Below are 12758 nucleotides of genomic sequence, written 5' to 3' on the forward strand. Positions count from 1 at the left end.
TCCTCATTCTGCTTCGCGTTCAAACGCTGAGTATAATCGACAAGCCGCCGGCCGGAAACCTTTCAGTTTGCCGCCGCCAACTGAGGTGTCTCATCCTGCGGCTTTTTTCCGTAGGCCATGTCGTACACGTCGTAGAAGTCGATTTCGCCCTTGTTGCCGATGATCACGCGCATCTTCTGTTTCAGCGCGGCGCCGATAGATGGCTCATCCAGCAGCTGCTGCACCGCATAAGGCGACAGCGCGCGGGTGAAGTACCACTCGCCGTTGTAGCAAACTCGCAGATCCAGCACCCCGATGTCCTCGAAGCGGTACACCGGCCGGATCTCGATCAGCAGCATGGCGAACATGAACAGCACGAAAGCGGTGAAGCCCAGGAAGGCATATATCCCCATGTACGGCACCTGATACATCACGGCGATCACCGCGAAATAACCGGCGAACATGGCAAGGCACAGATAGCGGTGAGTGCGGGCGAATTCGCTGTTGAAGCGCGGCTTGCCGTCCCGCCCTTCACGCCGATTGATCTGTTCAATCTCTTTAACCAAGATGCTTTTAATCGCGTCCATCGTTACAACCTTATGCTGGAAACAGCATTGCCATCAAATCTCACCGCTAAAAGTAACACAAGTACAGTTTCGCCGGGTAGATCAGTTAGCCAACTTAATGGCGGCAACTGTTATAGTTCGACTTCAGCGCGGCTGGGCGGCCTTGCCTTGTGCAAACATGAACATACGCTGCGCCACATCGTCGGCCTGTTTGATCTTCTGCTTTTGCGGTTCGTTGCTGCGTTGAATGGCGCGGGCGTAAGCGATTTCATGAGCCTGATCGATCATCGCGATGATCCGGTCACGTTCGGTCTTCTCCATATTGCCCAACATGGTGGTGATAATCGCCTGATAAGCGTTGGACGCGGCGCTCAGCGCTTTCTCTCTCGCCTCGAGGGCGGCGACGCGTTGCAAGAGTTCCTGCAGTTGCTCGGAGTGAGACATATCGACCTCCTGTTGCCGGGCAGCAAGCCTGCCTGATTACAGTTTAGCAAAGGATCGAAAGAGAAAGAGGAAGGAAAGCCAGCGGTTACGGTAAAGCACACCCGAAAATCCCAACGAGGAGCCGATAGTGCAAATCAACCCGGGTGCGCTTTACGATAAGCGCGGTGAGATGAAGGAAAGAAAGCTGGCGCGCTATGCAGGACTCGAACCCGCGTCTATCAATTTTCAAGCCAAAACAAGCCATTATAAAACCAATCACTCTGCCAACTGAGTTAATAGCGCATTCCTTCGCTTCGGGGCGTCATTATCCATAACAACATTATGGACTCAAGCTTTTTTAGCATAATGCCCTGAATTTACGGATAAGTCTTAGGTTATCGATAGCGTTATAGCATTACGGCAGCTCAATAATCCGATAATCGCCGGCCATGAGCGGCTTGCACAAAATCTTGTAGCCATCGCTATCAAAATGGCTGGCCGCGCTCTGGAGCCGCTGCGCCTGCGCCAGGCTGTTGACCGAACCCAGATAAAACCAATTGTGAATCACATGGTACTGACGCAGCGTCTCGCCCTGTTCTTCCAACGCCACTCGCCCGGCGAACGGCCAACAGGCGATGCGCAGCTGTTCAAGCGCCGCGCCGAGCCGCAGCGCATGCTCCTGCGCCGACTCCACGCCACAGCAGGCGCCCGCGCACTTGCGCAGGCTGTAGCGGAAACAGGCTCGCCCTGCCGGCAGCTTGTCGATCCCCAGCTTGCCGTAACATAAACGATGCTCGTCGGCGATGGCGCGCAGCTTTTCCAGCGCGGCGTGGCGATTGGCAAACAGCCCGTAGAGATGGGGCGTAACGGCGAAATCGATCTCTTTGGCGTGAGCAATCGTCACCGTGTCTGCCTGCACGCGCAGCGCGCACAGCTGCTTCGAGCGCCGCAGGCGCTTGTTGAACAGCGGCTGTTGCTGTTTGATCAATTGCGCCTCCAGCAGCAGTGCCCCCAACTCGCCGGCGGTCTCGATAAAGCTGATGCGTCGGGTTTGCCGCAGCATTTTAGCCTCGTCCTGCGCGCGGAAATGCGCCATCACCCGGCTGCGTATATTGACGCTTTTACCGATGTAAAGCGGCAGGCTCTCGCTTTGACCGTGAAACATATACACACCCGGCCCTTTGGGCAACGGCGCCAGGCAGGCGCGCAGGTGCTCCGGGTATTGATAAATGTCGAGTTCCGGCTCGAGGCGGTTTGGCATCATGGCGGCGGTATTGTCCTGCTGATGAATGAACACTGGTTTTTTAGCCAGTATAACGCGCCCTGCAGCCGGTTGCACACCCGAAGGATAATAACTCGCCGTGATCTTTGGCGGGAAAGCCTTTACCATCCCCTTTCCAGCGGGAAAGCGCCTCACGTTTAGCGCCAGTTCAAGCTGGCGCTGCCATGATGGCAGACTGGAACCGCCGCTTTTATCGTTATGGAAAACCTGGGTATGTCACCACTGAAACTCCCCTCCCGCCGTCTGGCGTTGATCGCCGCCATCGTTTTCATCGCCGTCGCTGTCGCGCTGGCCATCTACTGGCAACGCCCGCCGCAGCAGGATTGCGTTACCGCGCCGGCCCGCCTGGGCGATATCGAGAACGCCGTGCTGGCCACCGGGCGACTGGATGCCGTCGAGCGCGTTAACGTCGGTGCGCGGGTCTCCGGTGAAGTCAAATCGCTGAAGGTCAAACTGGGCGATCGCGTCACCAAAGGGCAGCCGATCGCCGACATCGACGATCTGCAACAGCGCAACGATCTGCGCAACGCCGAGGCGGCGCTGAACGTCATCAAGGCCGAATTGCAGGCCAAACAGGCGCAGTTGAAGCAGGCGGAATCGCGTTTCAAACGCCAGCGCCGCATGCTGAGCGACGAAGCCAGCTCGCGTGAAGACTTCGAGACCGCCGAGGCCACGCTGGCCACCACCCGCGCCGAACAGCTTTCGCTCAATGCGCGCCTGGTGCAGGCGCAGATTGAAGTCGACAAGAAAAAAATCGATCTGGGCTATACCCGCGTGGTCGCGCCGATGGACGGCATCGTCATCGCCGTGGTGACGCAGCAGGGGCAAACGGTCAACTCCAGCCAAAGCGCGCCGACCATCGTCAAGCTGGCGCGGTTGGATATGATGACCATCAAGGCGCAGATCTCCGAAGCCGACATCACCCGCATTTCACCGGGGCAAAAGGCGTACTTCACTATTTTTTCCGATCCGGATAAACGGTACGACGCCACGCTGCGCACCATCGAGCTGGCGCCGGAATCGGTGATGAAAGACGACTCGCTCGCCGGCACCAGCTCCGCGTCCGGTTCCGGCACCTCGAACGCCTCGGTCTATTACAACGCGCTGCTGGACGTGCCCAACCCGGAGAACCGCCTGCGCATCGCCATGACCGCGCAGGTTTCCTTACTGCTCGGCGACGCGAAGAACACCCTGCTGGTGCCGATCCAGGCGGTGCATAAAACCGAAGGAAAAGTGCAGCAGGTGCAGGTGCTGACTCAGGATCAGCGGCTGGAAACGCGCGAAGTGACCACAGGCATCACCAACAACGTCGATATTCAGATCCTCAGCGGCCTGAAAGCCGGTGAAACCGTGGTGCTGTCGCAGCCCGCCGCCAAGTCGGCTGAGGATGGCATTTTCCTGTGAACGCGATCATCGAGCTAAAAGGCATCAGTCGAACCTACACCAACGGCGGTCAGACGCTGACGGTGTTGAAAGACATCGATTTGACCATCGCCGCCGGCGAGCTGGTGGCGATCATCGGCGCCTCCGGTTCCGGCAAATCGACGCTGATGAACATCATGGGCTGCCTCGACGTGCCGGATCGCGGCGACTACTACATCAGCGGCCAGAACGCCGCCCACCTGTCGCCGGACGAACTGGCCCGCCTGCGCCGCGAGCATATCGGCTTTATCTTCCAGCGTTACCACCTGATGCCCGATCTCAGCGCGCTGGGCAACGTCGAAATTCCGGCTATCTACGCCAACGCCCGGCGCGATCAGCGGCGGCGGCGAGCGGCGCAACTGCTGGCGCGGTTGGGCCTTGAGGGACGCGAAGACCACAAGCCCGGCCAGCTTTCCGGCGGCCAGCAGCAGCGCGTCAGCATCGCCCGCTCGCTGATCAACGGCGGCGAAATTATCCTGGCGGACGAACCGACCGGCGCACTGGACACCCAATCCGGCCAGGAAGTGCTGGCGATCCTGAGCGAATTGAATCAGCGCGGCCACACCGTGGTGATCGTGACCCACGATATGAACGTGGCGCAGCATGCGCACCGCGTCATCGAGCTGCGAGACGGCGTGATCATCGCTGACAGCGGCCGCAAGTCGGCGTCCGGCCCATCGCTGCCGCCGCCGAACCGCAGTCGGCAAAGCGGCTGGCAAAGCCTGATTGACCGCACCCGCGAATCGCTACATATGGCGCTGAAAGCGATGAACGCCCATCGCCTGCGCACCGCGCTGACCATGACCGGCATTATCTTCGGCATCGCCGCCGTGGTAACGGTGGTGGCGCTGGGCGAAGGCGCCAAGCAGCGTACGCTGGAGAATATCAAGGGGCTCGGCACCAACGTGGTGAGCATCTATCCGGGGCGCGACTTCTTCGACGACGCCATCGACAGCATCCGCACCCTGGTGCCGGCCGACGCCGACGCGCTGGCGCAGCAAAGCTTCGTCGACAGCGTCAGCCCTGAAGTCAGCGCGTCCGACAGCATCCGTTTTCGCAGCAAATCCGCCACCGCCTCGATCACCGGCGTCGGGCGCGACTATTTCCGCGTCAACGGCATCACGCTGGTGCAAGGCGCCACCTTCCGCGACGATCGCAACGCGCTGCAGGAAGTGATCATCGACGATAACGCGCGCCAGGCGCTGTTCGGCGATTTTGGCGTCGAGCCGCTCGGCCAGATCGTATTTCTCGGCTCGGTGCCGGCGCGGGTGGTCGGCGTCGCCAAAAGCGAACGCAACTATGCGCCTAACCGCATCAGCGTCTGGATGCCCTACAGCACGGTGATGTACCGTATGGTCGGCAAGACCACGCTCAGCGGCATCACCGTGCGCCTGAAGGACGACGTCGCCAGCGAAGCCGCCGTCAGCGCCATCACGCAGTTGCTGACCCAACGCCATGGCGTCAAGGATTTCATGACGTTCAACCGCGATCAGTTCCGTAAATCGATCGAACGCACCTCGATGACGCTCAGCCTGCTGATCCTGATGGTGGCCTCGATCTCGCTGGTGATCGGCAGCCTGGGCGTGATGAACATCATGCTGGTCTCGGTAACCGAGCGCACCCACGAGATCGGCGTACGCATGGCGGTCGGCGCACGGCGCGGCGATATCATGCAACAGTTCATGATCGAGGCGGTGCTGGTCTGTCTGATCGGCGGCATTTTGGGCATCGCGCTGTCGTTCGCCGCCGGTTCGCTATTCACCTCGCTGGCGGGCGGCATGTTCACCGCCATCTATTCCTGGCAAGCCGCCGCGACGGCGTTTTTCTGTTCAACCTTAATCGGCATGATCTTCGGTTATCTCCCCGCCCGTAAAGCGGCAAGGATGGATCCGGTCGTTTCATTGGCCAGCGAGTAACCCATGAAAATTCTCTCTCCCCTGGCGTTAAGCCTCGCCGCCCTGCTCACCGCCGGCTGCGGCAACGCCCTGAAAAGCGACTACCGGGCGCCGCAGGTCAACTATCCTGCGGGGTGGCAATACGCCGCCGAAAACGCCGCGCCGACGCCGTTCGACTGGCGTGATTTCCACGATCCTGAGCTCGATCGCTGGCTGCAACAGGTGATGGCGAGCAACAACGATCTGGCCGTCGCCGTGCTGCGCGTCTACCGCGCGCGGCTCGAGGCGGAACGCGTCGGCATCAGCACCGCGCCTGACGTCAGCGCCTCGTTAAGCAGCGGCATCAATCGCCCGTTGTCCGAGTCCTCCGCCTGGAATAAAACCAGCGGCGCGACTCTCTCTACGAGCTATGAAGTCGATCTGTGGGGCAAACTGGCTCGCCAGCGCGACGCCGCCGAGTGGGCCAGCCAGGCTTCCGAGCAAGATCTGCGAACGGCGCGGCTGACGCTGCTGGCCGACGCCGCCACCAACTACTGGCGCATCGGTTTTCTCAATCAGCAGATCGGCGTCAGCCAGGCGAGCATCGCGTATGCCAAAACGACGCTGCGGCTGGCCAACGCCCGTTATCAGGCCGGCAGCATCTCGGCGCTGGACGTGGTGAACGCGGAACAAAACCTGTTGACGCAGGAAAGCCGGCTGTTGACGCTGCAACACGATCGTCAACAGGCGCTGAATGAACAGGCGGTGCTGCGGGGCGCGCCATCAGGCCAGGCCACTATCGCGCCCGCGCGTCTGCCGACGACGGCGATGCCGCAGATCAACACCGGCATTCCCGCCAGCGTCTTGAGCCGTCGTCCGGATCTCAACGCTCAAGAACTGCGGTTGCGCGCCGCCCTGGCCAACGTCGACGAGAAACGTCTGCAATACTATCCCGCGTTCAGCCTGACCGGTTCACTGGGCGCCAGCAGCAGCGCGCTGCTGGAATTCCTGCGCAACCCGACGGGCAGCCTCGGCGCCGGCCTGACGATGCCGTTCCTGCAATGGCGACAAATGGGCGTGGAGATCAAGATCGCCCGCAATGACTATGAACAGCTGGTGCTGGAGTTCAGGCAGGCGCTGTACAAGGCGATGGGCGATGTGAACAACGCCCTGTCGCTGCGCGCGCAACTGCTGGCGCAAGAGACACAGCTGCAGGCCTCGCTGGCGCTGGCGCGCAAATCGGAACGGCTGAACGAAGTGCGTTACCGGCAGGGCGCCGTCACCATAACCGACTGGTTAAACGCGCAGGAGCAACGCCGTCAGGCGGAACTGGCGGTGGACGAAAACCGCTTCGCGCAGTACCAGAACCTGGCGAAAATCTATCTGGAGTTCGGCGGTTCGTCGGCGCCCTAATCCAAACTGCCTGGCCAGTGGGTCAGGCGTTTTTTTAGCGGCGAACACATCAATTTTTCCGGTTTTATCTCCCGCACTCTCTATACTTGAAACATCACCAATTAGACGAAAAATCGTCAAATCGCACATTTATTAGACCATTCTCGCACCAAATCGGTGCAAATACTTAAGTTAAACTGCTGGATTTGATCGCCGCAAGATATAACGTTAAGCTATAGATGCAAAATAATTAGTCACCTAAATGACATAACCTTGGCATAAATGACGGTATTTTGTGATCCACATCCCAACTTAAATGTGGATAATGAATCGTCTTGAACCGCGATTCGATTAGCCTATTTGATAACTCGAAAACAACAGTGAACGGAGATTACGCTTTCACGAACAACGAATAATTCATTAAGGGATGATTATATGAAGTTAAGAAAAAAACGACATAAACCGATGCACATTAACGACATCACCATCATCGATGACAGCAAACTCAAGAAGGCGATCACCGCAGCGGCCCTGGGCAATGCGATGGAGTGGTTCGACTTCGGCGTATACGGCTTTGTCGCCTACGCACTTGGCCAGGTCTTCTTCCCCGGCGCCTCGCCCGGCGTACAAATGATCGCCGCGCTGGCGACCTTCTCCGTGCCCTTCCTGGTGCGTCCGCTCGGCGGCCTGTTCTTCGGCGCCATGGGCGACAAGTTCGGCCGGCAAAAAGTCCTCTCGGTCACCATTATCATCATGGCGGTCAGCACCTTCTGTATCGGCCTGATCCCGTCCTATGCGTCGATCGGCATCTGGGCTCCGATCCTGCTGCTGCTGGCCAAACTGGCGCAGGGCTTCTCCGTCGGCGGTGAATATTCCGGCGCGGCGATCTTCGTCGCCGAATACTCGCCGGACCGCAAACGCGGCTTTATGGGGAGCTGGCTGGATTTCGGCTCCATTGCCGGCTTTGTGATGGGTGCAGGCGTAGTGGTGCTGATCTCCAGCATCGTCGGCGAAGCCAACTTCCTCGACTGGGGCTGGCGCATTCCGTTCTTCATCGCCGCGCCGCTGGGCCTGATCGGTCTCTATTTGCGCCATGCGCTGGAAGAAACCCCGGCGTTCCAGCAGCACGTGGATAAGATGGAGAAAGAGGATCGCAACGCCATCGAAAATCCGCCGAAAACCTCGTTCAAAGAGATCGCGGCCAAACACTGGAAAAGTTTGCTGGTGTGCGTCGGTATCGTGATTTCCACCAACGTGACCTATTACATGCTGTTGACCTACATGCCGAGTTACCTGTCGCATAACCTGCACTACTCGGAGGATCACGGCGTTCTGATCATCATCGCCATCATGATCGGCATGCTGTTCGTGCAGCCGGTGATCGGCCTGACCAGCGACCGTATCGGCCGTAAGCCGTTCATCATCGGCGGCAGCATCGGCCTGTTGGCGCTGGCGATCCCGTGCTTCATTTTGATCAACAGCAACGTCATCGGCCTGATCTTCGTCGGTCTGCTGGTGCTGGCGGTGCTGCTCAACTCCTTCACCGGGGTGATGGCCTCGATTCTGCCGGCAATGTTCCCGACGCACATTCGCTACAGCGCGCTGGCGATTTCGTTCAACATTTCGGTACTGATCGCCGGTGCGACACCGACCGCCGCTGCCTGGCTGGTCGAAGCGACCGGCAACCTGTATATGCCGGCCTACTACCTGATGGTTGTGGCGGTGATCGGTCTTATCACCGGTCTGTACATGAAAGAGACCGCCAACAAGCCGCTGCGCGGCGCGACGCCGGCCGCTTCTGACCGTACCGAAGCGAAAGAACTGCTGCAGGAGACCTACGACAATATCGAACAGAAAGTCGAGGACATCAACGCGCAGATCGCCGAGCTGGAAAAGAAAAAGCAGATCCTGATAGACCAGCACCCCAAGCTGGACTGATCGCCGCTGAAAGACAAAAGCCACCCGTTTGGGTGGCTTTTTTACTTTGATTTCAAAAGAAATAATGCGCAGCGCATTTTTATGACAATCAGGATTGGTGGTACGCTTTGCCGCACACTCTTTATTGATGAAGAACATAATCATGAGCAAAATGGACCTTCCCATCATCATCGGCATCCTGGTGATGCTGACCCTGTGGCTCGGCGCGCTCTTCAACATTGGCGATATCACCTGCAGCATTTCACGTCTGTTTCACTGGATTGAAAGCCAACGCGGCTAACCCGACGCCGCCGCAGGCGGTGGAAAACTTCGGCTATGATTGATAGACGTTACGCTATTTTCCGAGACTGTCGCTCGCGATAAAGAGGACTGCATCATGACCGACTATGAGTTCTACAATCAGATCCTGACCCGGCTGGCCGCCAATCACCCCGGCACGCTGGATGAAAAAACCTACGAACTGTGGAAGCAGGACGCCACCAGCCCGCACGCCTTCGCCGATCCCTTCGCCTATCTCAAAACCAAGGGGCTGATACAAGCCTACGTGATGAGCGACATCGACGAGAACAACTATGATATCGATCCGCACCAAACGCGGATCACCACCGCCGGTCTTGAGTTCATGCGCAACGGCGGGTTTAAGTAAGCAAAAAAACCGCCGGGCGGCGGTTTTTTATCCTAAAAAGCCTGCGGACCGGTGGTTCAGGCGGGGAAAGGCCGATAAAAAATGCGCAGCACTTCGTTGTCGCCCTGGCGTAAAAAACCGCCTTCCGGCTGCCAGCGCAGATCGCGCGCCAGATTGAGATTTTCCCAACCGACCGCGCCCCCCACGCCGATGCAAAGATTTTTATTGCCCGCGGCAAATCCCGCGCCGGTGCCGATCATGGCATGCAGTAAACGGGGCGCCGCCGCGTCGCGCAGGGAAAATATACCGATAAAACATCCCTGCGGCGCGCGCAGCATATCCGCCATGGTGCGGATCTCGGTATCATCAGGGCTGACGAAATGTTTGTATTGCTTATCGAACACCGTCAGCCACAGCTGCTTGTATTTCGCCTTGCTGAGCGCGCCTGAACGATGAGCGCAAAGCACCACCGCATCCCAGCACATCTCCCCGCTCAACGAAAGGTACTCTTCCGTATCGGCTTGCGGCTTGTCAGCGTAATGCCGCGCAAACTCAGCCGCATTCAAATGCGGCGGCACAGCCTGTTTGGCAACGTCACTCTTGTAGCGCTTGAAATTCAACCAATGCATGGGAAGTATCCTCTTCACCCGCGAGATTAATGAATCTGAAGCCGTGGATGAGACGAGCCATCAAATCCAGGGCGTCGTCGGCGATGGCGGTTTCGTCATCATCCAGCCCCTGCTCCACCGACCGCTCAATCGCGTTCATCACCGCCGGAGCGCTGGTTTCTTCCCCCTGCGCCACCACGTCTAATACGGCTTTGCCGATCGCCAGACAAAGCTCATGATCAAACTCAACCTCTTTATACGGCTGCATAATCACCCCGATAAATTTTCACCCAAGAATACTAGACCACAATGGCGTATCGCGCCTGCCATCGTAGCGCAGCAAGGTATGCAGCCAAAGATAAATGCATCAGGCTCCGGGTTGATAGCCCGAAGCCCGATAAAGAGCAGGTTATTGCGGTGCTTGTTCGGCGGGGCGAATAATAAAACAAGTGGCGGTTGCTGAAGCCAGCTGCTTCCCTTCCGCCGTTTTGAGCGTGCCTTCAGCGAAAGCGACGTTCTTCGCCGCATAGACCAGACGCCCCTCGGCGATCAGATCAGTTTCCTTCGGCACAGGGCGCAACATTTTAACCTGCAGATCGACGGTGCCATAGCCAATCCCCGCGCCCAGCGTACTGTGCACCGCGCAACCGGTCACCGAGTCCAAAACCGTGGCGGCGAAACCGCCATGTACGCCCCCCAGGGGATTCAGATGGCGCCCGTCGGCCCGCGCCGCGATGCGGATATACCCCTCTTCCACCGCGACCGGTTTCATGGGCACGGTTTCAGCGATCGAGGCCGGTGGGATCTTGCCAGCCATCGCAGCCTGTAATAACGCCAGCCCGGTCATTTTTGTCGGGTCCATTGCTCTCTCCTCTGGTGGTAAACCGGTTATATAGGAGAGGTCTGACCTCTTAACTTGCTTTTTCGTGCTGATGTCGTCAGCCGCCTGCTCTTCAGATTCTCTGAACGTGACCGTCATCACTCTTTAGAGCTAATAACCACAATTTTTTAGCGCCTTTAGATTTAAAACAACTTTCTACTGTAAACACCGCCGGAAACTGAACGCAGTTAAGTTCAACATTATTAAGGCGTATCTATCATGGATTTCTTTCTGCAATTAGCGGTTATATTGGCATGCCTGCTGTATGGGGCGCGTAAGGGCGGCATTGCGCTGGGGTTACTGGGCGGCATCGGTTTGATGATCCTGGTGTTTGGCTTTCACCTGCAGCCCGGCAAACCGCCGGTAGACGTGATGCTGGTGATCATCGCGGTGGTGGCGGCCTCCGCCACCCTGCAGGCTTCAGGCGGGTTGGACGTCATGCTGCAGATCGCCGAGCGGATGCTGCGGCGCAACCCGCGTTATGTCTCGATCATCGCCCCCTTCGTCACCTGCATTCTCACTATCCTGTGCGGCACCGGCCATGTGGTGTACACCATCTTGCCGATCATCTATGACGTGGCGATCAAAAACAATATCCGCCCGGAACGGCCGATGGCGGCCAGTTCGATCGGCGCACAGATGGGCATTATCGCCAGCCCGGTGTCGGTGGCGGTGGTGTCACTGGTGGCGATGCTCAGCAGCTACACCTTCAATGGCCGCCATCTGGAATTCCTCGATCTGCTGTCTATCACCATCCCTTCGACGCTGTGCGGCATTCTGGCGATCGGCATCTTCAGCTGGTTCCGCGGCAAAGACCTGGACAAAGACCCGGAGTTCCAGAAGTTCATCTCGGTGCCGGAAAACCATCGCTACGTCTACGGCGACGCCGCTACCCTGCTGGACCGGGTATTGCCACGCAGCAACTGGATCGCCATGTGGATTTTCCTCGCCACCATCACCCTGGTGGCGGTGCTGGGAGCCTTTTCCGGCCTGCGGCCCAGCTTCGGCGGCAAGCCACTTTCCATGGTTCTGGTGATCCAGATGTGCATGCTGATGGCCGGGGCGTTGATCGTTATCATCACCCGCACCAACCCGGCGTCTATCTCTAAAAACGAGGTATTCCGCTCCGGCATGATCGCCATCGTGGCGGTGTATGGTGTTGCCTGGATGGCGGAAACCATGTTCGGCGCGCACCTGGCGCAGATCGAGGCCACACTGGGTGTGTTAGTGAAAGAGTACCCTTGGGCCTATGCGCTGATCCTGCTGCTGGTGTCGAAATTCGTCAACTCGCAGGCCGCCGCACTGGCGGCGCTGGTGCCGGTGGCGCTGGCGATCGGGGTTAACCCTGCCTATATCGTCGCTTCGGCGCCGGCCTGTTACGGTTATTACATTCTGCCAACCTACCCCAGCGATCTGGCGGCAATCCAGTTCGATCGCTCCGGCACCACCCGCATCGGCCGCTTCGTGATCAACCACAGCTTTATTCTGCCCGGCCTGATCGGCGTCAGCGTCTCCTGCGTCTTCGGCTGGATCCTCGCTGCGGCGTTCGGTTTCTTATGAGTTGTACTTCGGAGCCCTGCGGGGCTCCCTGCAAGCAGGATGACAATCCATGGGTATAAGACATGACAAGACAGGGAAGAATGCAGGTGTAATGCGAATGACAGAAACAAAAAAACCGCCTCTCGGCGGTCTACGACATTACTACTTATTGCTTTGATTATTCGGTATTTTCGTTCCCTGGTACCCGGGGCGGGACTTGAACCCGCACA

Annotated in this window: 13 protein-coding genes and 1 tRNA gene; 7 read left to right on the forward strand and 7 right to left on the reverse strand. The window is 58.4% G+C overall.

Annotation, left to right across the window (positions count from 1 at the left end; translation table 11 throughout):
- Window positions 1–62 precede the first annotated feature (62 nt).
- The 4 genes from ACP39K_RS12255 to cho form a co-directional block, all read right to left on the reverse strand.
- Window positions 63–566 (reverse strand): YlaC family protein, encoded by a 504-nt coding sequence (locus tag ACP39K_RS12255; RefSeq protein ID WP_016928229.1) that lies wholly within the window; start codon window positions 564–566, stop codon window positions 63–65.
- A 123-nt stretch (window positions 567–689) separates the two neighbouring features.
- Complete coding sequence (locus ACP39K_RS12260; RefSeq protein WP_016928230.1) at window positions 690–989, reverse strand: sigma-S stabilization anti-adapter protein IraP; 300 nt, start codon at window positions 987–989, stop codon at window positions 690–692.
- A 185-nt stretch (window positions 990–1174) separates the two neighbouring features.
- Window positions 1175–1271 (reverse strand) — tRNA-OTHER (locus ACP39K_RS12265).
- 112 nt (window positions 1272–1383) lie between these two features.
- Window positions 1384–2232, reverse strand: coding sequence for an excinuclease Cho (gene cho, locus ACP39K_RS12270; RefSeq protein WP_048795274.1), 849 nt, complete (start codon window positions 2230–2232; stop codon window positions 1384–1386).
- 231 nt (window positions 2233–2463) lie between these two features.
- On the opposite strand from cho, the gene etsA reads away from it, so the two are divergent.
- The 6 genes from etsA (at window position 2464) to ACP39K_RS12300 (ending at window position 9522) form a co-directional block, all read left to right on the forward strand.
- Window positions 2464–3654 (forward strand): macrolide efflux RND transporter periplasmic adaptor subunit EtsA, encoded by a 1191-nt coding sequence (gene etsA / locus ACP39K_RS12275; RefSeq protein WP_497008536.1) that lies wholly within the window; start codon window positions 2464–2466, stop codon window positions 3652–3654.
- The gene (locus ACP39K_RS12280) at window positions 3651–5588 is read left to right on the forward strand and encodes a MacB family efflux pump subunit (RefSeq protein WP_049191090.1); all 1938 of its coding nucleotides are present in this window, start codon (window positions 3651–3653) and stop codon (window positions 5586–5588) included. The genes etsA and ACP39K_RS12280 overlap by 4 nt, the downstream gene beginning before the upstream one ends.
- 3 nt (window positions 5589–5591) lie before the next feature.
- On the forward strand, window positions 5592–6959 hold the full coding sequence (gene etsC, locus ACP39K_RS12285) for a macrolide efflux RND transporter outer membrane subunit EtsC (RefSeq protein WP_033640762.1): 1368 nt from the start codon (window positions 5592–5594) through the stop codon (window positions 6957–6959).
- Between the two features lie 414 nt (window positions 6960–7373).
- On the forward strand, window positions 7374–8876 hold the full coding sequence (gene proP, locus ACP39K_RS12290) for a glycine betaine/L-proline transporter ProP (RefSeq protein WP_004927916.1): 1503 nt from the start codon (window positions 7374–7376) through the stop codon (window positions 8874–8876).
- Between the two features lie 142 nt (window positions 8877–9018).
- The gene (locus tag ACP39K_RS12295) at window positions 9019–9156 is read left to right on the forward strand and encodes a hypothetical protein (protein ID WP_162531381.1); all 138 of its coding nucleotides are present in this window, start codon (window positions 9019–9021) and stop codon (window positions 9154–9156) included.
- Window positions 9157–9252: 96 nt separating this feature from the next.
- Entirely contained in the window at window positions 9253–9522 is a 270-nt protein-coding gene (locus ACP39K_RS12300) for a hypothetical protein (RefSeq protein ID WP_016928237.1), read from the forward strand.
- A 56-nt stretch (window positions 9523–9578) separates the two neighbouring features.
- Here the strand turns inward: ACP39K_RS12300 and ACP39K_RS12305 are convergent, their stop codons facing one another.
- The 3 genes from ACP39K_RS12305 to ACP39K_RS12315 form a co-directional block, all read right to left on the reverse strand.
- Window positions 9579–10130, reverse strand: coding sequence for a hypothetical protein (locus ACP39K_RS12305; RefSeq protein ID WP_033640764.1), 552 nt, complete (start codon window positions 10128–10130; stop codon window positions 9579–9581).
- On the reverse strand, window positions 10096–10377 hold the full coding sequence (locus ACP39K_RS12310; protein ID WP_016928239.1) for a hypothetical protein: 282 nt from the start codon (window positions 10375–10377) through the stop codon (window positions 10096–10098). The genes ACP39K_RS12305 and ACP39K_RS12310 overlap by 35 nt, the downstream gene beginning before the upstream one ends.
- 141 nt (window positions 10378–10518) lie before the next feature.
- The gene (locus ACP39K_RS12315) at window positions 10519–10971 is read right to left on the reverse strand and encodes a PaaI family thioesterase (protein ID WP_497008537.1); all 453 of its coding nucleotides are present in this window, start codon (window positions 10969–10971) and stop codon (window positions 10519–10521) included.
- 237 nt (window positions 10972–11208) lie between these two features.
- Here ACP39K_RS12315 and ACP39K_RS12320 point away from each other — a divergent pair, with 237 nt between their 5' ends.
- Entirely contained in the window at window positions 11209–12549 is a 1341-nt protein-coding gene (locus tag ACP39K_RS12320) for an anaerobic C4-dicarboxylate transporter (RefSeq protein ID WP_497008538.1), read from the forward strand.
- Window positions 12550–12758: the final 209 nt, after the last annotated feature.

Source organism: Serratia sp. EC4, assembly GCF_059652115.1.

What these genes read in the sequence shown, in the direction of transcription:
- ACP39K_RS12255 (WP_016928229.1), bottom strand. Translation starts at nt 566, where the DNA reads ATGGACGCGATTAAAAGCATCTTGGTTAAAGAGATTGAACAGATCAAT.
- cho (WP_048795274.1), bottom strand. Translation starts at nt 2,232, where the DNA reads ATGATGCCAAACCGCCTCGAGCCGGAACTCGACATTTATCAATACCCG.
- ACP39K_RS12260 (WP_016928230.1), bottom strand. Translation starts at nt 989, where the DNA reads ATGTCTCACTCCGAGCAACTGCAGGAACTCTTGCAACGCGTCGCCGCC.
- proP (WP_004927916.1), top strand. Translation starts at nt 7,374, where the DNA reads ATGAAGTTAAGAAAAAAACGACATAAACCGATGCACATTAACGACATC.
- ACP39K_RS12300 (WP_016928237.1), top strand. Translation starts at nt 9,253, where the DNA reads ATGACCGACTATGAGTTCTACAATCAGATCCTGACCCGGCTGGCCGCC.
- etsA (WP_497008536.1), top strand. Translation starts at nt 2,464, where the DNA reads ATGTCACCACTGAAACTCCCCTCCCGCCGTCTGGCGTTGATCGCCGCC.
- ACP39K_RS12310 (WP_016928239.1), bottom strand. Translation starts at nt 10,377, where the DNA reads ATGCAGCCGTATAAAGAGGTTGAGTTTGATCATGAGCTTTGTCTGGCG.
- ACP39K_RS12320 (WP_497008538.1), top strand. Translation starts at nt 11,209, where the DNA reads ATGGATTTCTTTCTGCAATTAGCGGTTATATTGGCATGCCTGCTGTAT.
- ACP39K_RS12315 (WP_497008537.1), bottom strand. Translation starts at nt 10,971, where the DNA reads ATGGACCCGACAAAAATGACCGGGCTGGCGTTATTACAGGCTGCGATG.
- etsC (WP_033640762.1), top strand. Translation starts at nt 5,592, where the DNA reads ATGAAAATTCTCTCTCCCCTGGCGTTAAGCCTCGCCGCCCTGCTCACC.
- ACP39K_RS12305 (WP_033640764.1), bottom strand. Translation starts at nt 10,130, where the DNA reads ATGCATTGGTTGAATTTCAAGCGCTACAAGAGTGACGTTGCCAAACAG.
- ACP39K_RS12295 (WP_162531381.1), top strand. Translation starts at nt 9,019, where the DNA reads ATGAGCAAAATGGACCTTCCCATCATCATCGGCATCCTGGTGATGCTG.